This window comes from Hyphomicrobium sp. NDB2Meth4, assembly GCF_900117445.1.
In the GTDB taxonomy this organism is placed as follows: domain Bacteria; phylum Pseudomonadota; class Alphaproteobacteria; order Rhizobiales; family Hyphomicrobiaceae; genus Hyphomicrobium_A.
The window spans coordinates 922,638-942,537 of the sequence record NZ_FPEJ01000013.1; the positions used below are offsets into that span (position 1 = coordinate 922,638).

The window sequence follows — 19,900 nt, forward strand, 5'->3', positions numbered from 1 at the left end:
AATTTATGCCTCGCGCCTGTTGTGCTGGGCGAGGGAGGCTGAGGCCTCGCCTTTGAGTTTTCCGACGTGCATTCCGATGATCCTGTCGACTCGCCCTTCCAGCAGGGCGACGTTCTGCTCGGCGATCACCATCGCGGAGCTGCCCAGCTCGATTGCGAACAGCGCCTCCATGACGCTCTTGCCGATTTTGGGCGCGAGCCCCAGTGATGGCTCATCGACCAGAAACAGCGATGCGTCCGCCATCAGCCCGCGTCCGAGCGACACCATGCGCCGCTCGCCGCCAGACAATCGTCCGACAGGCGTCTGCATCAGCTTGCGCAGTGGCGGAAACACCTGCAGCACACCTTCCTTGCGGGTGGCCCGTTCGCGCCATGCCTTGGGCGTGAAAGCACCACTGTCGAGATGTTCCTCGACGGTGAGGCCGTGAAAGATCTCATCGCCTTGGGGCATGAGGGCCAACCCGCGCCGCACCACCTTGTGCGTATGCCGCCCGGGCCCTTGGCTGCGTGTGCCGCCGACCTCGTGGCCGCTCAGCTTGATCGAGCCGCGTTGCCAGCCGGTCAGGCCGGCAATTGCCAGGAACAGCGTCGATTTGCCGTGGCCGTTGAGACCGACAATCCCGACGCGCTCACCGGGATGAATGATGAGATCCAGATCGTGAATGACACGCATCGGGCCATAACCGGCCGATAGGCCATTCACGCTCAGGATCGGCTCGCCGCGCGCCACCTGCTCCTGCGAAACCGTCATGCCGCGTGCTCCTCTGAATGATTATCGAAGTAAGCGGCATGCACGCGCGGATCGTTGAGGATGTCGCTGAGGCCGCCTTCTGCGATCTGCTCGCCGGCATCCATGACCATCACGCGGTCGGCGATCGTATCGAGTAGCTCGATGCGATGTTCGACGATGATGATCGCGATGTTCATCTCCTTGGAGACGAGACGGATGAGATGGTCGATCTCATCGATCTCCGAGTTGATGAGACCCGCGGCGGGTTCATCGAGCAGCAGTAGTGTGGGCCGTCGCATCAACAGAACAGACAGAAGCAGCTTGCGGCGGTTCATCGTTTCGAGACGGCTTGCAGGCATGTCCTCGTCGACACGCAAATCGACGAGTTCCATGCCCCATTCCGCATCGTGCCGTGTGAGCATCGGCCGGAAGGCCTGGCGCGAGGCCTTGAGGACCTCTCCGACAGTCAGGTCTTCCGGGACGACTGGCGTCTGATAGGTCCGCCCGATCCCGAGCCGAGCCCGCTCAAACAGGCGCAGGTTGGTGATATCCTGCCCCTTGAACGTCACGCGGCCACTCTTGGGCCGATGGCGACCGGAAAGCACCTCGAACAGACTGGTCTTCCCGGCGCCGTTTGGGCCGATGACGCCGAGCACCTGGCCGGGCTCAATGGACAGCGAGATCCCCTTGAGGATCTCGCGGCCGCCCAGATCCAGCCGAATGTCTTCGGCCGTAAAAAGCGGAACGTTTGCCATCACCACGCCTCACATCCACGGCGCGGCGCGCAACGTTTCCTGCTTCAGAGTTTCGGGGAAGATGATCTTGTGCTCCCCGTCCTGGACCTGGAAATAAAGATGGGCCATGCCCTTCTCGATATCCTGCGTTCCGACCGGGTAGTGCACCGCTTCCTGACGCGGGTTGTTCATGTAGGACCAGCCAGCGACGCCGCGGAACGGCGTTACACGGAGATAGTCGCACACGCCCTTGAAGTTCATCGGATCACCGACATGCTCCCACGCCTGTTTCATCATGTAGGCGATGTCGTAACCCGATGCGGTGTGCGCGAGACCAACCGGCGTCCCGGGGAAGCGCTTGGTGTAGGCGTTGCGGAACTTCATGCCCTTCTCATCGGCATAGACGCCGAGGACGGTGCCCCACACGAAGCCTTCAGCTGATTTACCGGCAAGCTCGAGGAACTCGGGCTGCGAGGGACCGTACTGCAGGTAGACCAGCGCACCTTTGAGCGGATTGGCCTGGAACTGCTTGACGAAGGAAGCGTACTCGGACGCCACCCAGTGGTCGACCATGACAGTGCCTGCACCGACCTTGCGGATCTGCTCGATCACGGGCGCCCAGTCCTGCACGGGGTACTGGATGTCCGTCACTGCAGCCAGCTCGAACTCACTGTTCTTGAGAGCCTCCTGCGCCGCTTTCGAGATAGTCTGGCAGTAGGCCACCTGCTCCTGAATGATGTGGACCTTGTTGTTGAGCGGCTTCCACGCACCGCTGTCCTTCATCTGCTTGAGGAAGATTGGGAATGCCTGGCCGTAAAAGACTTCGGAGGGATCCATCTGGAAGATGTGGCTGTACTTCTCCGGATTGGCTGCAACCTGATCCGTAGCCGCGCGCTGCGTGTTGGCGCTGACGTATGGGCACTTGTAGGCGACGGACGCATCCATGGCCGGGATCGGCACGAACAGGAACGCCTGCGAAATGGCGTGAACCTTCATATCGACAAGTCGGCGGATCGACGCCTGACAGCTCTCGGCCGAGAGCAGGTCGACGTCAACGTGCTTCAACTCGAGCGGACGGCCGAGAATTCCGCCGGCGGCGTTGATCTCTTCCTGGGCAAGGATGGTCGCGTTTAGATGGTCCTGGTGATCCTGGACGCCCGCGGCGGCCGTTTCCGAGATCGGCAAGCCGAGGACAATGGGCTCACCAGATGGTGCAGCACTGGCACCACGAGACATGCTGAGGATGGCCGGCGCCACAGACAACGTGCCGATACCCTTGATGACGTTGCGACGATGCATGGGTCGCTTAAGCATTCTTCCCCTCCGACGGCAGATGCACTAGACTGATCGACTAGTCGTATCGTTTATCTCAGTGCAAATAGCCAGAGTCAACACAAAGAAATGCTTAGTTTTTATGCTTATCGTGCACATTGCATGCGCATCACGCGGGGGCGCCAAACCATTCAGGCTCGATACATTCAGGCCTTGTCATTCACGCCACAACGCCACATAAGCATATCGTCTACAATCACAGCGTTTGGTGGGACCGTCCTCAACCAGAGTGCTCCCCTCGACCAGGGTACTCCGGCCTACAGCAGGAACTCGGGATATGACGATCGCCTCAGAGGTAACGCTGGCAGCAACATCCTCGGCTGCACGTTCCTTCACACGCAGCCATATCGATGATGCCCAGGACCGCGCAAAACGGCGCATGAAAGTCCTGATCGCCGATGATCACTGGTTCGTACGCGACGCGCTGAAGACGCTGATGCGGCGCATGCAGAAGTCGCTCGACCCGCTGGAGGCCGTGTCGTTCGAGGATGCGGTCGCCATCCTGGATGCCAACCCAGACATCGAGCTGATGCTGATCGATCTCGTCATGCCCGGTTTTGCCGAATTTGCCGGCCTGCGCATGTTGAGGCAGCGCTACCCGCAGATCCCGATCGTCGTGGTCTCCGTGCACGAGGAGCGCGGCCACGTGATCAAGGCCATCGAACAGGGCGTGATCGGATACATTCCCAAAACCGCGCCGCCAGAGGAGATGCTGCAGGCGCTCTCGCTGGCTCTCGCTGGTCAGGTGAGCTATCCGCGCCGCATTCTCGAGAGTTCGATAAGCGCGCCCGAGCCACACGCATTCAATACGTCGGACACGCCCTCCGCAGATGACCCAGCCGCCGAACCCAGGGGCGAGCAGCCTCTGACGGCGCGCGAACAGGAAGTTCTCGCCCTGCTCGGAGAAGGCGCCTCGGTGCAGCGCATTGCTGAATCTCTGAAGCTCAGCAGGAACACCGTGCGCGTGCACGTTTCAAACATCATGCGAAAGCTTCAGCTCAGCGATCGCTCTCAGGTGATCCATTACGCGGTAAGCCGCAAACGCTAGCGAATGTGAAATTGGGCGTAGAACGATCGTCGTCTGAAGTGCCACTGCGCAGGGTTTGGGACTCCCTGCAGAGAGTTGGCTTCGGTCTTTGCATCTTCGATGACGCGCTACGGCTCATCGCCGTCAACGACCCGTTTTGCGACCTGTTCGGCGCTGCGGGCGAGCGGCTTCAATACGGCACGTCTCTTTCCCAGTTTGTGCGAGAACTCATCGCGCAAAAAGTCGTCCGCCAGGACGACGAGGAGACGTGGATCGCCGAATGCACCGATGCCCTGCGATCGGGAACCACCTTGCAGCTCAAGCTCAGCGATGGACGCATCTGCAAGCTCGTTACGACACTGGGGCATGAAAGCGGCCTGACGCTCGTTGCCGAAGACGTCACGCGGACGCGGTATAGTGAAGAGACCCTGCGCGAAGCCAAAGAATTCGCGGAGAAGGCCAATATCATGAAGTCGCGCTTCCTGCGCGCCGCCAACCATGACCTGCGGCAGCCGCTCGCGACGATGAAGATCCTCGTCTACAACTGCATGTCGGTCGAGGACCCCGAGGCGCGCTCGCAAGCGCTGCGCTCGATGGATTTGACCGTCTCGGTCATGGAGGAGTTGCTGGGCGCGCTGCTCAACGTCGGACAGCTCGATGCGGGAGCCATCGTTCCGCGCGTTGCTTCGTTCCCCGTCGCGACACTCTTCAAGCGTCTGGGCGTGCAGTTCATCCATCAGGCGGAAGACAAAGGCCTCAACCTCACAATCGTGCCGACCAGCTGCCACATCGCAACCGATCAACTGCTGCTCGAGCGGATCCTGGCGAACTTCCTTTCGAACGCGATCCGCTACACCGACTACGGGCGCATCCTCCTCGGCTGCCGCCGCATCGACAACAAGTTACGGATCGAGGTTTATGACACTGGACGCGGAATCGCGCCTGAGCATCATGAGCGCATTTTCGACGAGTTCTTTCGTATCAACACAGGCGGCAGCCACTCGGAACGCACGGCGCTAGGGCTTGGACTCAACGTCGCAAAGCGCCTCAGCCAGTTGCTGGAAACTCCGATATCCCTGCGCAGCGCACCTGGGCGCGGATCAGTGTTTTCCATCACCGTCCCAATCGGTGACATCTGGCGCAGCGAAGTCGGACAGAACGACATCACGGAAGCGCTTACCGGAGAGTTCGTCGGCGTCGAGGCGCTGATTGTCGAGGATGACTCGGTGCTGCGCGATGCGCTGTCTACGCTGCTTGATCGCTGGGGCATCATCGTTCACGCCGCGGGCAATTATGATCAGGCCCTTCAAATGGCCGCGGAGAAGCGGCCCGATCTCGTCATTTCCGATTTCCAGTTGCCCGGCGGATCAAACGGGCTCGACGTCTGCCGCTCGGTCCAAACGGCTCTGGGCGAAGAGATCCCGTGCATCATCGTCACCGCCGACACCGATGAGCGCCGGCTCGCGGAAATCAGCGCTGCGGGTCTCCCTCTTCTTATCAAGCCCATCGCGCCCGCGCGGCTGCGAGTCCTCATGCACCACGTGCTGTTCGAGGAGAACGATACATCGTCAGACTTTCAATCGGAGGCGGGATGAGCATGACGAGCGACACATCACCGATTCCGATCGGGAGCATCGTACCCCTCAGCGGCCCATCAACGGCGGATGGCATAGAATTTCGAAACGGCATCATCCTCGCCGCGGAAGAGATCAACGCGCAGGGCGGCATCCTTGGGCGCCCGGTCAAGCCCATCTTCATCGATAGCAACCGGCAGTCCGCCGACATGATACTCGGCGCCACGCGGCGGCTGCTGCATGAATTCGGCTGCCATGCGATCATCTGCGGCTACAATATCGGTCCGCAGAACTCCGAATACGAGGCGATCGCGGATGCCGGCGTCATCTACATCCACACCAATACGCTGGTGCAGCACCACGACACGGTGCTGAGCAACCGCGACCGGTATTTCGGCTGTTTTATGAGCGATCCGCCGGAATACTGGTACGGGCAGGGCTTCGTGAAGTTCATCACTTGGCTCAAGGACACCGGGCAATGGACGCCTCGCAACAACCGCATGGCCATTGTATCGGGCTCAAAGCCGTACAGCATCGTCATCGCCAATGCGATGGCGAGCGCGGCGCGAGAATTCGGCTGGGTTGTCTCATACGGCCCGAAAATCGTGAGCACGCCGACGACCGAGTGGTCCTCGACAATCGAGCAAATACGGGCTGCTGATCCGGCGGTGATCGCCAACACACATTTCTACGTCGGCGACCTTGCATCATTTCAGCGCCAGTTTGTCGAACGGCCGGTGGATGCACTGGTCTATCTGCAGTACGGCGCGATGCACGAGGCGTTCAGCGCGACAGCAGGACCAGCGGCCGAAGGCATTATCGTCGGCACCGTCATTGGGCTCATCCCCGACGCTTTGGGCAATGCATTCGCCAAACGCTATTATGAGCGCTTCGGAGAAGATTCAACGCCCAACGTCGGCTGCCAGACCTACAGCGAATTGCACCACTATGCGCTTGCTGCGGCGGCTGCCGGCGGCACAGCGGGGCCGGGCGGGTTCGAACAGAACCGCAAGGTTGCCGAACGGCTGCGTTCGATCGTGTTCCGCAGCGTGGCCGGGGCCATCTGCTATCATCCCGTCTGGCAGTCGGCGATCCCGTTCCCTAACCAGACGAACGATCCATCTTTGGGCATGCCGCACCTGTTCTTTCAGCTCCAGAACAAATCGCGCCAGCGCGTCCTGATCGCCCCCGACCCCTATCGCGTGGGCCGCTTCAAGTTGCCACCTTGGTTCAGCGCAGAGCTCAAGCAGTCTTCGGCCAAGGCTGAGGAGCCGTAGTAAGGCACAATCTGGCATACGGGGCATGACCGAACGGACAGAGGCCCAGCGGCTCACCGCACCACGCAAGCGGCGACCGTGGATTCTTCTTTCGTCCGTGTAAGAGCGGTGTTCCAGACTAACCCATTGAAGGGAATAGTGGGTGATGAAGGACTCGAACCTTGTTCTCGGGTCACCAGCGGCGGCGAATGGAGGCGATGACCTTGCGCGTTTCGCCGAGGTAACAGCTGCTGTAGCAGCTAATCACATACTCGTCCGTCAGGTTCGTCGCGTTGACGGCGAAACGCCAGTCATTGATCTCATAGTCGATTGCAGCGTCGAACAGAGTGACGTCCGGCGCCGTTACCGTTCCCAGGTAGCCAGGGTTGTCGCCGATGTAGCGCACACCGCTGCCGAAGCCGAGTCCTTTGAACGCGCCGTCCTGCAACTGGTAATGCATCCAGAATGATGCCGTGTGCTCCGGCACCATCGGCGAGCGCTGTCCAAGTTCGCTCGGGTCACTGCTCTTGGTGATGTCGAACGTGGGTATCCACGTGTAGGTTGCGAGCACCTCGAGGCCCGGCAATGGATCTGCCGCACCCTCGAATTCGATACCCTGCGAATGTATCTCGCCTGTGGCTTTCGCAGCGTAATTGTCGCCCGGGTCGTAGGTGAGGTAGTTCTGGCGCTTGATGTCGAAGGCGGCGACGCCAAAGAGGCTCCTAATTCCCGGCATCTCGTACTTGACGCCGACCTCATGCTGCTGACCCGTTTCCGGTTCGAACAGTTCGCCTGACGCGCTCTGCGGGAAGAACGACTCGGAGTAGCTGTAGTATGGGGCTAGCCCGCTCGGGTCACGATAGAGAAGGGCTCCTCTCCAGGTGAACGCCTTATCGGTCTTTTCCTCATCAGCATCGTTGTCGCTGCGGTCGTCGAGCTCCGTCCGAGCCCAGTCGTAGCGGCCGCCGAGCGTAACGATGAGGCGTTCTGCGATCTTCGCCTGCTCCTGCAGATAGAGCCCGGTCTGGCCTAAAACCGTACCCGCATCGGTCGAGATCGCCGGCTCGTCGAAATCGATGCCGTAGACGGGGTTGCTCAGATCAAGCGGAGATGCCGCCCCGCTGCCCGAACGGATGGAGTACCAGTTGCGCTGGTAGTCGATGCCGGCCAGCAGCGTGTGCTGAACGTTACCAGTGACGAATTTTGCCTCGGCATGATTGTCGACCGTGAAGAGATCAGCCGTCTCGTCAGAGCGGAAGGCAACGCGATTGAGGGTAGCGCCGTTATCGGACGAGCCAACGCCGTAGACGGTCTTGTAGTCGACGTCGATGGAGGTGTAGCGCAGGTTCTGGCGCACCTTCCAGATGCTGTCGAGGCGGTGCTCGAACAGGTATCCAACCGCCCATTGCTCGCGCTCGAACTTGTCGTGATCCGGCTCGCCTACGAATAGGTTCGGGCGAACCTTGCTATCCGGAGTGGGCAAGTATGTCGCCGGCGACGGGACGGTGTCATCCTTGCGGTACTGGCCGAGCACTGTAAGGGTCGTACCTGCCTCCGGCTTCCAGGTGAGAGCCGGTGCGATAAACATTTCCTTCTCGTCGACGAAATCCATCTGCGTGTCGGTGTCGACGACGACGCCCGTGAGGCGATAGAGGAGTTTGCCATCGGAGGTGGCGGGGCCGGAGAAGTCGAAATCCGTCTCGAGGCGGTTGTTGTTTCCAATTCGAACCTGCACCTCGTTGAACGGTTCATCGAGCGGGCGTTTGCTGACGACGTTGATCATGCCGCCCACGTTACCTTGCCCGTAGAGGACGGAAGGCGGTCCCTTCAGCACCTCGATGCGCTCGGCCGCATAGGGTTCGACCTTCGCCACGGCCCATGTGTTGTTATTTCTGGCCAGCAGGCCGTCGATGAAATACCCGGGCTGGTAGGCGTCGAAGCCGCGGATACTGACCCAGTCGAAACGGGTATCCAGTCCCCAGATCGCCGGCATGACACCAGCAGTGTACGCAAGAGCCTGATTGAGGCTGGTGACGGCCTGCTGCGAGATGCGGTCAGCGGTCACCACAGAAACCGACTGCGGCGTCTCGATCAGCGGCGTGTCTGTCTTGGTGCCTGTCGCGCTGCGCGTTGCAACGATGCCCTTCACGGGTCCAGTTGCCGTCTCGGTCTGGGTGGAATTCGACTTCGATTGCTGTGGGGCAGTGGGCACCTTTGGCGCTGAAACAGCCTTAGCCGGCTTGGATTTCGCTTTGGCCTTTTTCTTCGGAATTTCTTTCTGAGCTTCGACCGTCACTGGGGGCAGTGGCGTTACTTGCGGCTCCTGTCGGGCTGATGATGGGGGCTCCTGTGCCTTCACTCCAGCAATGCCGACCGTCATCATCGCGACCGTCAACGACGACCGCGCCACACCACGCAAACGCGACATAAGACCCCCGATACGCACACTTGACGCTGGCACCACGGTGGTGCCGTCCGCAACTTTGGGGCGGCCTTCACACTTTGTCTACTCCACAAGTATACAAGTATTGGAGTTCTATTCTTCCTGGTGCAAAACGACAACTGAGGCCGCGGCTCACCGGCTGTCGAGGTAGCCTTTGTTGACGTGATCGCCCATCACCAGGATTTCATCGTCGACCACTCGAACTGAGACCTCGGGCACGGGGCATCGTCTACGTGACAGCTGGAGCATCAGCCAAGCACCCTTTCGAATACGGGATGCTGCTGGCGTGCATCGCTGCTTCCTTGCCCACGAGCCCAAGCTCCTGTTAGCGCCGCAGTGGCACTCCAGGGGTGTGCCAAACCACGACGTCTGAAGCGAGGACTGGTGAATCAGCGGACGTGCTCATCACCTCAACATAGTGGGGCGACCGATGCCGGAAATTGAATACCAGCGCCCCCCAATTTACTGACACGCGTGGAGAACTGACGTCCGCTTCCGGAGCGTCATCCGACATGTAGGCGATCGCCCGTTCGGAGGAGAGGTGCGGACTCGGCCGTCCCCACCCTTCGTCTACCAGTGAGCTGCGGCGCATGTCCGCAAACTCGGCGAGCCCGATGCACGGATATGCGCCGCATTGGCAAAATCGTCGTCGACCGATGGTTCCTTTAGTGATGTGCGCCCTCCGCCTCGACGCGAATTTGCTGCTTCACTTCGGTAAGGCCAAAACGCGCGTCTTCATGAGCCACTTTACACTCCGGGGCCATGCATAGTTTGCACCGAGGCGTAGATCCGTGAAGCCCGTCAAGATGGGTTCACCGGTATGGGCGTCGGTGACGCGGATCAGGAGCGTGTGCTCGGTACGGTTCACGCGCGTGATCACGCCGGTCATTGCCGCGTCGGCGCCCAACTTGCCGGCCGCGGTAGCGTCGCAGCCCTGGCAATACCGGACGCCGAACTTGCGCGCGTCTTCCCCTAGGTCTGCGTTTTTGCTGTCGACGATAAAATAGCGGCCGGAGCTTTCGAGCAGGCGTTTCGCCTCGTCGGTCGCCTCCCCGAGATACCGCCGGTCAAGGTCGTCCTCAGAAATAATTCCTCCGCCGGCACTCTTGTCCTCCAGCTCGAAATCGAAGACTGCGATCTTGATCTTCGGCGCGCCTGCTTCGCCGACATCCCGGGGGTTGCGTTGCATGGAGTCCTGGAGGGAGCGCACCATCGTGCGCACGGCGTGCTGATACGCCCTCTCGTTGTCGCCGCGGAAATCGAAGACACGGGCGTATACTAGCTTGCCGGTCGCGGTGTCCTTGATGTCGACGTGCAGGGTGAGGACGAGCGTGCTGACCTTATAGATCCACCCCACCAGCACGTATCTCGCGCCGGCATGCTTCGCGATGTCCAGCTCGCAGCCGTTGCAGCGGCGCAAATGGGTACCCGAGTTTATCTCGGCGATCGCTGCCGATACCTTTGCCTCAGGCACGGCCGAGAAGAGATTGCTGGCGGTGACCGCCTCGGCGGTTAAGGCTGTCGTGCGGGTGAGCATATTCTGGTGTCGGTCGGGCGGTCCGGTCTCGCCCGAAGTGTCCTCGATCTCGAACGGCAAGACGGCCAGGGTAGGAGGGGCTTGCCCTGCGAATGCCACCGGTAACGCGCCGACGAAGGCCAGTGCAATAAGCCCCCCTACGATCAGCCACCGCCGCGCCAGCAAGTCTAGAATGGGCCTCACCTTCATCTTTCCTATCTCCGATTGCCCCAAGAAACGCTCGCGAGCCTAGGAAGCGCCAGTAGATGCGGACACGGTGATTTGCCGGTTGGAGCCGGGCAAATTTCCCGAGATTACGTCGACCGCCTTGGCAAACGCACGGAAAGGTGGATCATCGGCATATGCTGCAATGGATCACACGCTGGAGCCGCAAGCTCACCGACCTGAAAGCGGCCTTACTACTGCGCATCGCTTTCGTATCGGCTGGATGTCTGGTCGCGGCGGCTCTGTATGCCGTGCATGAGGCGAGACAGGAGGAAATCGAGCGCGCTGCGGCGGCGGTCGACATCATCGGCAGGCAGCTCGACATGCAGTTGTTGCGCATCTCGACGCAGATCGACACCGAGAAGCGCTTTCCCGATTGGGACACGGTGATCGATGACCTATCCCTCGCCGGACAATGCATCGAGCTGCACAGCCCAGCTGGCGAGCTCGTACGTAGTCACTGCGTCGGCACTCCTGCTGCAGGGGCGGCAGCGCCGAGGTGGTTTGTCTGGGTCTGGGAACGATTTTACGGCGACAGCGCTGCCGCCAAGCGGCACGTCGGCGAGGGCGCTAATTCACGTGGCACACTTGTCGTTACCTCAACCCAGTCGGCGGTCGCTTCCCGCGCCTGGAAACAGGTCAGGCAACTCACCGTTTTTACCGCGCTCATCGCACTTGTCCTTGCATCGCTGGTTTATTTGGCCTTAGCGAGGGCGCTGAAGCCGGCCGATCAGTTGATCGGCGGCCTGGAGCAGATGACGGCGGGGAATTTTTCCATGCGGCTTCCTTCTTTCCGACTGAAGGAACTCGACCACATCAGCAAGGCATCGAACGCGCTCGCCGCAAAGATCGAAGCGATGCTCGATGAGCGCAACCATCTGACTCAGCGGCTGGTCGTCGCGCAGGAGGAGGAGCGACGGGAGCTGGCTCGGGAACTGCACGACGAATACGGGCAGAACCTGGCTGCGATCACCGCACTCGCCGCATCCATGGAGAAATCACTGGAGGTTTCGGAGCCGGACATCGCATCGGAGGCCAGCAGCGTCGGTCGGATCGCCGGCGGTATGCTGCATAGCCTGCGTGGGACGCTCCGGCGGCTACGTCCGGCAGACGTCGACGAAATCGGACTTGACGAGGCGTTGCGGCAGCTGGTGAGCGTCTGGAACTCGCGCCGCCGTCCGGCCACGCAATTCGCTTTACATTTACCGGAAGAGATTGGGCCCTTACCGCCGGCCACGGCCATGCACGTCTTCCGGATTGCGCAGGAAGGGCTGACCAACGCCGTGCGCCACGCCGAAGCGAGCAAGGTCGATTTGCGACTAGAGCACATCATTTCCGCAGGTGCTGTCGAGGACCGGCGCATGCGGCTGACGATCGAGGACGACGGCAAGGCGAGCAGGCTGGCGTCGGGAAAGCTTAGCCCGGGGATGGGCCTGTCGAACATGCGGGAGCGTGTCGACGCGCTCGGAGGCACCATAGACTTCCAGCTCGTCGCCGGGGGTGGCCTGCGGGTGCAGGTGACGATTCCCACTCCAGCACCGGTTCCCGAGGTACGGCTGTCATGATCCGCATCATGCTCGTCGACGATCATGCTGTCGTGCGGGAAGGCTACCGCCGGTTGATCGAAAAGCACGGCGGCATGCATGTTGTTGCCGAGGCAGCCGACGGCGCGAGCGCGTATGCGCAGTATAAGCAGCACCAGCCAGACATTGTCGTTCTCGATCTGAGTATGCCGGGTAAGGGTGGGATCGAAGCACTGCGCCAACTGCGTCAGTGGGACGATGCGGCCAAGGTGCTCGTCTTCTCAATGCACGAGAACGCAGCCTACGCGGTGCAGGCGTTCCAGGCCGGCGCCAGAGGTTACATCACCAAAAGCAGTCCGCCCTCACTGCTGATCCAGGCGATACGCGATGTTGCCTCAGGCCGGCGGGCCATTGGGCCGGACATGAGTGAGACGCTTGCCGCTACGCACATCGATGGCGATCGCGGCCCGATCGACCGTCTCACACCGCGCGAATTCGATATTTTCAGGATGCTGGCGGATGCCAGGTCAGGCGATGAGATAGCGAGCACCCTCAATCTCAGTGCCAAGACGGTGGCGAATTATCACTATATCATCAAGTCGAAGCTCGGTGTCACCTCCGATGTCGAGCTCGTGCACATCGCTTTGAAGTACAGGATCATCGCTCCTTCTTGATTAAGGCCCTCCGCGCGGTTTGCTGGATCTCTCGGTATCCCTCCGCGCTGCGACAACTCCTCTGCATCGCCGATTTGGTCTCATCGTTGTTTTATGAACCCCTGGTTCGGCATTGCGACCGCAGGAACTCACGGGCCGTCCTTCGGTGGCAGCAACGGCGGCGGCAGTGGAATAAGGTCGATGGCCTTCGACTGCCCGCCAAGGGCCGCCGGATCGAAAATGCCGCCGCCCGATGGATCGCCGCCCGCCATCGCTCCCTGCGAAACGTTTCGCACGTTGACGCCCGCAGGTGCACCGCCTCCGCTTCCAACAGTCGGCGTGAAGGCATGCCGTGTCCCGGCCTGCGCATTTCCCTTCTTGATCTCCGTCTGCGCGGTCGAGACCTTGTCCGCCATCGCGGCTGAATAGGGCACGATGAACGCGCGCGGCTCCCCGCTGGGCAGATTGTGATCGTCCAGCGCTTCCACCCAAAGGTAGATCGCACCCGACGATTGCTGTGATGGGTTCGGCTCGACGACGCGCGTCCACAACACTTGGAAGCGCTCCGGGACTGCGCTGGCAGCGGCCCAACCGAGCATGCCCTGCGAAAAAAAGAACACGCCGGCGCAGAACGCCGTCATGAGCGCAATCATCCCCGCTTTCGCAAGACGGGGGATGGAGATGTGAATTAGGACGATCAGCAGCAACGTGCAGAGCGCTGCATAAGCTGCCGTAAGGCCGATGACGTGCATCTGCGTGTTCATTGCTTGTAGCCGTATTTGGAGTAGGACGCGCCGTTGGCAGTATGATCGAAGAAGCTTTGCAGGATCGAGCGATCGACCCGGCTTTTCGACGTGACATTGCCCTCGGCATCCAGCGTAAAGCGGATCGCCGTCTTCTCAAACCGCTCCTTGTCCATGTCGAGCGTCTCGCGGGCGACGACGGTGACATGCGGGTTGAGCTTCTCGACGGAGACGGTCACCGGCACCGGCTGCCCGGTGCGCGCCGAGAAGTGATAGACGTTGACGGTATATTCGCCAGCGACGATCCCACGGATACTCACCAGCTCCTGCCTGGCGGGGGAGAGGATCTTCTCTCCACCGACTTTGACGAAGCTATTGGCGCCGCCGCGGTTATCCCGCTCGAGCGTGAGAAAGCCGATATCGCGCTTGCGGTACCAGACCACGTTCCCCGTGGGATCCTGGACGAACAAATCGAAGTCGTCCGGATGGTTGTCCGGCCACGTCATCGAGATGAAGAACTCGGCCTTGGTGTCAACCTTGCCGGTGTCCTTCTGCTGCGACAACGCAAGAAACGCGATAAAGAATAGGAAAGCGATAAGCTGTAGCGCCTTGAACAGGATGGCGCTCAGAGGATCAAATGGCGCTTCACGCGGCTGCAAGTTGAATTCATCGATCATCGCGCGGCGCTCTTGCCCTGCTCGAGGACTGGAACGACGTGCACTTCGGTGAAACCCACTGCAGATGCGAACAGACGCGCCGTCGCGCCTTCCACAAACTGATATTCGATTTTGATGAGGATCGATCCCACGAGACCGGCGAGCGTCGTGTACATCGCCACCGCCATGCCAGCGCTCATCATTGCCATGGATGACTTTATCGCCGCCTGATCCTCACCATTGAGCCCGGCAATCGGCGCCAGCATCATGATGAAGCCGACAATAGTGCCGAACAGCCCGAGCTTCATCGCCAGATCGCTAGCGAAGGCGCCGAACGGCGTCGACCCGTTGATGCGCTGCGCGAGCACGCGCAGCATCAACGACTGATCGAGTTTCTGGCCGCCGCCGAGCACCTTCGACTTCGTAATGAGGTCCCGCACATGGTCTGCGACAAAGCCGTCTCCATGTCCGAGCGGGGCTCCATCGGTCACCGTCGCCGCAAGCCTTGTCTCAGCGTCACTCTCACGTGAAACCGCCACGCACCGCCAAAGGCAGTGCAGCGACGTGGCAACGTAGATGAGGACGATGAGCAACGTGATGTGCGTCGGGTCGGCGTCCAGCGCCCGTTGGATGAGCCCGTAGAACCACAGTAGGAGGAACACCAGCACATTGAGGCCGGCGAAGATGAGCCACTGAAGCACCGGATCGCCCGCCTCCAAGCGCCGCCTCTCCCTGACAGCGGCCGAATAGCGGTTAAAGCTTGTGTACACTGCATCCAGCATGCGTAGGTCTCGCCCTCCAATGGCTTGTCTTCGCCCTGGGGCAGGTTGTGCCGGGGATACGTTGGTCGGGAAGGGCACGGTGACTGTCCCTTCCAGGCTTTTTGCCTGATTGCTGGCCTGAAGCCTTGCTTTTCGCCACGACCAGCGTCCAAGTTGGACGGCAAAAAGGGGGAGCAGCCGATGCACCTATTGATGCGTCTCATTTTCCGGCTTTGCGGCGTCGTCGCCCTTTGTCTCGCCGCGGCCATCGCCTGGATCGCAGTGGATACCCACCGCTCGATCGATGTTTCGGTGACGGCTACGGCGGCCCGGGTCGGCCAGCATCTGGAGGCGCTGTTCTGGCAGCGGCTCGTCTGGCGTGGCGGCATGATGAAGAATACCATCCTGCCGATGCCCGTCTGGCAGTCGCTCGCGACCCAGTCGATCATCTCGCCGGGGATATGCGTGAAACTCACGCCGGTGCAGCAGGAGAGCGGCACGTTATGCAGCCAGGTCGAGGCGGTCGGTGAAGCGCCTCCAGCCTGGTTCGTCGCTGCATATACCGGCATCCTCGGCGCGCATAAGCCGGCAGAGCGCCCGTTGACTCTGCGCGATCGATCCGCGGGCGTCATCACGGTATCGGTGCAGCCAGAGGCGGCGCTGCGCCTTGCCTGGCAGCGGCTCTCCGCCTTGCTCGGCATCGCACTCGCGATGGCCGGCGGCATCGCGTTCCTCGCGGCGCTGATGATCGGCTACGCGCTTATGCCCGCACGCGCAATCATCGACGGCCTGCGCCAGCTCCAGCACGGCAACCTCGCCTGGCGGCTGCCGCACTTTCGCACCGGTGAGTTCAATCATATTGCCGAGGCCGTGAACCAGCTTGCCGACAACCTCGCAACAACTCGCGCCACGCGCCAGGCTTTGATGACGCGCCTCTTCCAGGTGCAGGAGGACGAGCGTCGCACCATTGCACGCGACCTTCACGACGAGTTCGGCCAGTGCCTCACTGCGACCGCAGCGCTTGCCGCCATCATCGAGCGGCGCACGCGCGAGGATTTTCCGGAAGTGGCATCGGACGCCGCGCGGATCGCGCAGGTCCAGAAGCGCATGATGCTGTCGCTGCGTAGTACACTGAAGCGGCTGCGCTCGCAGAACATCGAGGAGATCGGCCTCGAAGCCAGCCTGCGCCAGCTCATCACGGACCACACCGACCAAGGCCGTCTCGGCACCGTATTCCGCGTGGAGTTTTCTGGACACATCGCCGACCTGCCGACGCACGTCGCCACCGACGTCTATCGCATCGCGCAGGAGTGCATCACGAACGCCGTCAAGCACGGTAAGCCGTCCGAGGTGCACCTGCGGCTGGAGCGGTCGCAGAAGCACGAGGATGTCATCGCGCTGACGGTTGAGGACGACGGCGCCGGAGACGCGGACGGTCCCGACCGCCACACGGGATACGGCATTCTCGGCATCAAGGAACGCCTCGAGCCATATGGCGGATCACTCACCCTACGCCCGAGCGCCAGAGGAATGCACGTCGCCGCGGTCATTCCGCTCGATGCCGCGATGCTTCCCGCATGAGCATCTCAATCCTGCTCGTCGACGATCACCCCGTTGTTCGCGAAGGCTACCGCCGCCTCCTCGAGTTGCATGACGAATTCCGCGTCTGCGCCGAGACCGACAACGCCAACGACGCCTACGTGCTCTACAAGAAGCATCGCCCGTCCATCGTCGTGATGGACCTGGGCCTCCCCGGCGTCGGCGGCATCGAGGCAGTGCGCCGCATCCGCGAATGGGACAAGGACGCGCGCCTTCTCATCTTTTCGATGCACGAGGGTGCCGCGTTCGCGTTGAAGGCCTTCGAGGCCGGCGCCGCGGGCTACGTGACCAAAAGCAGCGATCCCGAGCAGCTGACCCGCGCCGTTGCCGCGATAGTGCGCGGCGGCACATTTCTGAGCGAGGACGTCGCCCAGGCGCTCGCGGCCGATCGGCTGACAGGCGGCAAGCATCTGACCGAAAGCCTCACGCCGCGCGAGACCGAGATCCTTCGCCTCCTGGCCACCGGCCTGACGAGCGACGACATCGCGCCGCTTCTGAACCTCAGCCAGAAGACGGTCCGCAACCACCACTACACGATCAAAGCCAAGATCGGCGCCCGCAGCGATGCGCACCTCGTCTGGCTCGCGCATGCCGCCGGGCTGGTTCAGCTGGGCCCGCACCACGAGCAGGTCCCTTAGTAGCGCGCCAGTAGCTCTGCTGCTGGCGTCGCGACGGCCAGTGTCACAAACGCTGTCGCCGACGTCCGCAACAACAACCCCTACGACTTCGGTACCGTCCGTCGGAAACGAAAGTGGGCGCTGACATTCCGCCAGCATGGCGATCGTCAGTTAACGGTCGTCGTATCGGCAGGTAACCATGCGGTTGCAGAAACGCGCATAAACCTACAACTGGTTCTCGGACACTCGAAGATCGAGAGCACCGTCGGCTGCGTTGCTGAGGGAACAGTTCGTGAAGTTGTTTCGTTCCGCTTCATTACGGCGGTCGGCCGGCGAGACGTGAAGGACCCGCTGATACCGAAAGGCGGGCTCTGTGGACGATCAGGCAATCAAGCATCTACGAGCCATTGACCGCACGTTGCGCGCTTGCGCAATCGGCGCCGTGCTGTTGCTCGCGGTATGGGTGTTGCGGGACATCCTGTTGTTAGGCTTCGCCGCGGTGCTGCTTGCCTGCATCCTCCGGGGAGCCGGCGAGATCGTTCGGGGCAATTCCCGACTGAGTTCGGGAGCGTCGTTGGCCGTCGTCGTCACGACAGCCCTGGCCGTGATCGGGCTGTTGCTCTGGTGGCGAGGGGCCGTCATTGCCGATTATACCGTGCAGCTCACCACCGAACTCTCAGATCAAGTGCAGCAGTTGTGGGAGACGCTGAATGCCAGCGAATGGGGATCCTTCCTGGCGAAGCAGGTCCGTAGCGGAGCCGAATCCCTAAGGTCGGGTCTTAGTGGCTATTTTCCCGGCGTTGCCATGTCGGTTCTCGGCATTGGCGGAACCACCATCGTCGTCATAGCAACCGCGGCATTCCTCGCAACGTCCCCTCAGATGTATCTGACCGGAGCGCTGAGATTGCTGCCCGTCGACTGGAGGCCGCGCGGAAGGGAAGTTGCGCAGAAGATCGCGCATACGCTGCAGCTCTGGTTCGTCGGCCAGCTCATAGACATGGTTATCGTCGGAGTCCTCATCGGTATCGGCCTCTGGCTGCTTGGAGTGCCACTGGCTCTGACGCTGGCACTGTTCGCGGGGTTACTAAACTTCGTGCCGTATGTCGGCGCCCTCGCCGGTGCCGTGCCGGCCATCTTGGTAGCCTTGTCGCAATCTCCCAGCATGGCACTTTGGGTGGCGCTCCTTTTTGTCGGCGTGCAGATGCTGGAAGGAAACGTGGTCGCCCCGCTCATTCAGAAGCGCACCATCGCGCTGCCTCCTGCGCTCACGATCTTATGTCAGACGGTTTTAGGAACGCTGTTTGGCGTGTTCGGACTGGTAATCGCCACGCCCTTGATCGCCGCGATGCTTACCGCGGTGCGCCTGATTTATATCGAAGACGTGCTTGAGCGTGACGAACCATGATCCGAGGAACGTGCAAGCTGGGTTAGCGTTTCCATTCATGGATCACACCGCGCAGACAGGAGAAGTAGATTCAAGCAATGGCAGCGTAATCAGCGCGCTTCAACTACCGGCCTCGCGCTGGTGGGCCATCCTCAAGCGCGTCTACCACCAGTTCAACGAAGATCGAGTTCTAGCGATTGCCGCAGGCGTTGTCTTCTACGCGTTACTTGCGGTGTTTCCCGCCATCACTGCGTTCGTCTCGCTGTTTGGGCTGTTTGCCGATCCTAGCACTGTCATGAACCAAGTCAGCGATCTCAAAGGTCTAATTCCCGCCGGGGCCTTCAGCATACTCCAGGACCAGATAAGTCGCGCCGGCAGCGGCGGAACGGCGTCGTTGAGTTTGACCTCGATCTTCGCTCTGCTGTTCGCCATTTGGAGCGCCAACAGCGGCACGAAGGCCATCATGGATGCTTCGAACGTAGTCTACGGCGAGAAGGAAGAACGCAGCTTCTTCAGACTAAACCTCGTCTCTCTGCTGCTCACAGTCGGCGCGATGGCAACGCTACTCGTAGCCATCGGCGCAGTCGTGGTGCTGCCGCTAGTGCTATCCGCATTCGGCGTGGAGTCAGCCGGCTATATCGGCCTGCTGCGTTGGCCGATCCTGCTCGTGCTTATCCTGGCTGGGCTAGCCGCCCTCTACCGTTTCGGGCCGAGCCGGCGGCAACCCTACTGGTCGCTACTCAGCATCGGAGCGTGTGCAGCGGCGGCGGTCTGGATCGCAAGCTCTGCGCTGTTGTCGTGGTACCTGACGAACTTCGCCAACTACAGCGCGGTCTACGGCTCTCTTGGCGCCATGATTGGCCTCATGATCTGGATGTGGGTTTCCGCCATCGTCATCTTGCTAGGCGCAGAACTCGACGCGGAAATCGCGCGCGAGATTCACGGTGACGACGGGGCTTCTCGCGAGGGATGATGCCGGTTGCACATCCGGCGCATACATTTTTGGGTGGACCGGTACTAATGCGGCCAACTTTGTGGTGGCGTCCTGATCTAACGCAGCACATGTGACTGCCGCCGCGCAATCGACACGACCCCGCGCAAGCTGACGTCGAGATCTGGCGGCCAGCT

17 protein-coding genes are annotated in these 19,900 nt (G+C 61.2%); 9 read left to right on the top strand and 8 right to left on the bottom strand.

The window, feature by feature from the left end; genetic code table 11:
- Positions 1 to 3: 3 nt before the first annotated feature.
- Genes NDB2M4_RS19450 through NDB2M4_RS19460 form a run of 3 tightly spaced genes read right to left on the bottom strand, consistent with a single transcriptional unit; the run spans position 4 to position 2,777 of the window.
- Positions 4 to 750 carry an ABC transporter ATP-binding protein gene (locus NDB2M4_RS19450; RefSeq protein ID WP_072378027.1) on the bottom strand — a complete coding sequence of 249 codons (747 nt, stop codon included), beginning with the start codon at positions 748 to 750 and terminating at the stop codon, positions 4 to 6.
- The gene (locus NDB2M4_RS19455; protein ID WP_072378029.1) at positions 747 to 1,484 is read right to left on the bottom strand and encodes an ABC transporter ATP-binding protein; all 738 of its coding nucleotides are present in this window, start codon (positions 1,482 to 1,484) and stop codon (positions 747 to 749) included. Before NDB2M4_RS19455 ends, NDB2M4_RS19450 begins: the two co-directional genes overlap by 4 nt.
- Before the next feature lie 9 nt (positions 1,485 to 1,493).
- The gene (locus NDB2M4_RS19460; RefSeq protein ID WP_072378031.1) at positions 1,494 to 2,777 is read right to left on the bottom strand and encodes an ABC transporter substrate-binding protein; all 1,284 of its coding nucleotides are present in this window, start codon (positions 2,775 to 2,777) and stop codon (positions 1,494 to 1,496) included.
- A gap of 295 nt (positions 2,778 to 3,072) precedes the next feature.
- Between NDB2M4_RS19460 and NDB2M4_RS19465 the strand changes: the two genes are divergently transcribed.
- From NDB2M4_RS19465 to NDB2M4_RS19475, 3 genes are read left to right on the top strand one after another with little or no spacing between them, the layout of a single operon-like run.
- Positions 3,073 to 3,843 (top strand): LuxR C-terminal-related transcriptional regulator, encoded by a 771-nt coding sequence (locus NDB2M4_RS19465; RefSeq protein WP_244536236.1) that lies wholly within the window; start codon positions 3,073 to 3,075, stop codon positions 3,841 to 3,843.
- A gap of 11 nt (positions 3,844 to 3,854) precedes the next feature.
- A complete protein-coding gene (locus tag NDB2M4_RS19470; RefSeq protein ID WP_139247387.1) occupies positions 3,855 to 5,417 on the top strand; it encodes an ATP-binding response regulator in 1,563 nt (520 codons plus the stop codon).
- Positions 5,414 to 6,673: an ABC transporter substrate-binding protein gene (locus tag NDB2M4_RS19475; protein WP_244536237.1), complete on the top strand. Its 1,260-nt coding sequence runs from the start codon at positions 5,414 to 5,416 to the stop codon at positions 6,671 to 6,673. Before NDB2M4_RS19470 ends, NDB2M4_RS19475 begins: the two co-directional genes overlap by 4 nt.
- Before the next feature lie 172 nt (positions 6,674 to 6,845).
- On the opposite strand, the gene NDB2M4_RS19480 is transcribed toward NDB2M4_RS19475, so the two are convergent.
- On the bottom strand, positions 6,846 to 9,080 hold the full coding sequence (locus tag NDB2M4_RS19480; protein WP_083556619.1) for a TonB-dependent siderophore receptor: 2,235 nt from the start codon (positions 9,078 to 9,080) through the stop codon (positions 6,846 to 6,848).
- Between the two features lie 721 nt (positions 9,081 to 9,801).
- On the bottom strand, positions 9,802 to 10,821 hold the full coding sequence (locus NDB2M4_RS19485; protein WP_072378039.1) for a DUF2380 domain-containing protein: 1,020 nt from the start codon (positions 10,819 to 10,821) through the stop codon (positions 9,802 to 9,804).
- Positions 10,822 to 10,973: 152 nt separating this feature from the next.
- On the opposite strand from NDB2M4_RS19485, the gene NDB2M4_RS19490 reads away from it, so the two are divergent.
- Both NDB2M4_RS19490 and NDB2M4_RS19495 read left to right on the top strand, forming a co-directional pair.
- Positions 10,974 to 12,401 (top strand): sensor histidine kinase, encoded by a 1,428-nt coding sequence (locus NDB2M4_RS19490; protein WP_072378041.1) that lies wholly within the window; start codon positions 10,974 to 10,976, stop codon positions 12,399 to 12,401.
- Positions 12,398 to 13,033: a response regulator gene (locus NDB2M4_RS19495; protein ID WP_072378043.1), complete on the top strand. Its 636-nt coding sequence runs from the start codon at positions 12,398 to 12,400 to the stop codon at positions 13,031 to 13,033. The genes NDB2M4_RS19490 and NDB2M4_RS19495 overlap by 4 nt, the downstream gene beginning before the upstream one ends.
- A 128-nt stretch (positions 13,034 to 13,161) precedes the next feature.
- On the opposite strand, the gene NDB2M4_RS19500 is transcribed toward NDB2M4_RS19495, so the two are convergent.
- Genes NDB2M4_RS19500 through NDB2M4_RS19510 form a run of 3 tightly spaced genes read right to left on the bottom strand, consistent with a single transcriptional unit; the run spans position 13,162 to position 15,193 of the window.
- Positions 13,162 to 13,776 (bottom strand): hypothetical protein, encoded by a 615-nt coding sequence (locus NDB2M4_RS19500; RefSeq protein ID WP_072378045.1) that lies wholly within the window; start codon positions 13,774 to 13,776, stop codon positions 13,162 to 13,164.
- Positions 13,773 to 14,432, bottom strand: a complete 660-nt coding sequence (locus NDB2M4_RS19505; RefSeq protein ID WP_072378047.1) for a hypothetical protein — start codon at positions 14,430 to 14,432, stop codon at positions 13,773 to 13,775. The genes NDB2M4_RS19500 and NDB2M4_RS19505 overlap by 4 nt, the downstream gene beginning before the upstream one ends.
- Positions 14,429 to 15,193 (bottom strand): MotA/TolQ/ExbB proton channel family protein, encoded by a 765-nt coding sequence (locus tag NDB2M4_RS19510; RefSeq protein WP_072378049.1) that lies wholly within the window; start codon positions 15,191 to 15,193, stop codon positions 14,429 to 14,431. The genes NDB2M4_RS19505 and NDB2M4_RS19510 overlap by 4 nt, the downstream gene beginning before the upstream one ends.
- Before the next feature lie 180 nt (positions 15,194 to 15,373).
- Between NDB2M4_RS19510 and NDB2M4_RS19515 the strand changes: the two genes are divergently transcribed.
- The 4 genes from NDB2M4_RS19515 to NDB2M4_RS19530 all read left to right on the top strand — a co-directional run bounded on the left by NDB2M4_RS19515 (position 15,374) and on the right by NDB2M4_RS19530 (position 19,745).
- The gene (locus tag NDB2M4_RS19515) at positions 15,374 to 16,753 is read left to right on the top strand and encodes a sensor histidine kinase (RefSeq protein WP_072378375.1); all 1,380 of its coding nucleotides are present in this window, start codon (positions 15,374 to 15,376) and stop codon (positions 16,751 to 16,753) included.
- Positions 16,750 to 17,409 (top strand): response regulator, encoded by a 660-nt coding sequence (locus NDB2M4_RS19520; RefSeq protein ID WP_072378051.1) that lies wholly within the window; start codon positions 16,750 to 16,752, stop codon positions 17,407 to 17,409. The genes NDB2M4_RS19515 and NDB2M4_RS19520 overlap by 4 nt, the downstream gene beginning before the upstream one ends.
- 421 nt (positions 17,410 to 17,830) lie before the next feature.
- A complete protein-coding gene (locus NDB2M4_RS19525; protein WP_244536238.1) occupies positions 17,831 to 18,793 on the top strand; it encodes an AI-2E family transporter in 963 nt (320 codons plus the stop codon).
- A gap of 37 nt (positions 18,794 to 18,830) precedes the next feature.
- A complete protein-coding gene (locus NDB2M4_RS19530; protein ID WP_072378055.1) occupies positions 18,831 to 19,745 on the top strand; it encodes a YihY/virulence factor BrkB family protein in 915 nt (304 codons plus the stop codon).
- Positions 19,746 to 19,900 lie beyond the last annotated feature (155 nt).

Coding starts and splice junctions, on each gene's coding strand:
- NDB2M4_RS19530 (WP_072378055.1), top strand. CDS start 18,831: ATGGATCACACCGCGCAGACAGGAGAAGTAGATTCAAGCAATGGCAGC.
- NDB2M4_RS19450 (WP_072378027.1), bottom strand. CDS start 750: ATGACGGTTTCGCAGGAGCAGGTGGCGCGCGGCGAGCCGATCCTGAGC.
- NDB2M4_RS19475 (WP_244536237.1), top strand. CDS start 5,414: ATGAGCATGACGAGCGACACATCACCGATTCCGATCGGGAGCATCGTA.
- NDB2M4_RS19505 (WP_072378047.1), bottom strand. CDS start 14,432: ATGATCGATGAATTCAACTTGCAGCCGCGTGAAGCGCCATTTGATCCT.
- NDB2M4_RS19455 (WP_072378029.1), bottom strand. CDS start 1,484: ATGGCAAACGTTCCGCTTTTTACGGCCGAAGACATTCGGCTGGATCTG.
- NDB2M4_RS19490 (WP_072378041.1), top strand. CDS start 10,974: ATGCTGCAATGGATCACACGCTGGAGCCGCAAGCTCACCGACCTGAAA.
- NDB2M4_RS19465 (WP_244536236.1), top strand. CDS start 3,073: ATGACGATCGCCTCAGAGGTAACGCTGGCAGCAACATCCTCGGCTGCA.
- NDB2M4_RS19515 (WP_072378375.1), top strand. CDS start 15,374: ATGCACCTATTGATGCGTCTCATTTTCCGGCTTTGCGGCGTCGTCGCC.
- NDB2M4_RS19480 (WP_083556619.1), bottom strand. CDS start 9,080: ATGTCGCGTTTGCGTGGTGTGGCGCGGTCGTCGTTGACGGTCGCGATG.
- NDB2M4_RS19495 (WP_072378043.1), top strand. CDS start 12,398: ATGATCCGCATCATGCTCGTCGACGATCATGCTGTCGTGCGGGAAGGC.
- NDB2M4_RS19460 (WP_072378031.1), bottom strand. CDS start 2,777: ATGCTTAAGCGACCCATGCATCGTCGCAACGTCATCAAGGGTATCGGC.
- NDB2M4_RS19485 (WP_072378039.1), bottom strand. CDS start 10,821: ATGAAGGTGAGGCCCATTCTAGACTTGCTGGCGCGGCGGTGGCTGATC.
- NDB2M4_RS19510 (WP_072378049.1), bottom strand. CDS start 15,193: ATGCTGGATGCAGTGTACACAAGCTTTAACCGCTATTCGGCCGCTGTC.
- NDB2M4_RS19520 (WP_072378051.1), top strand. CDS start 16,750: ATGAGCATCTCAATCCTGCTCGTCGACGATCACCCCGTTGTTCGCGAA.
- NDB2M4_RS19500 (WP_072378045.1), bottom strand. CDS start 13,776: ATGAACACGCAGATGCACGTCATCGGCCTTACGGCAGCTTATGCAGCG.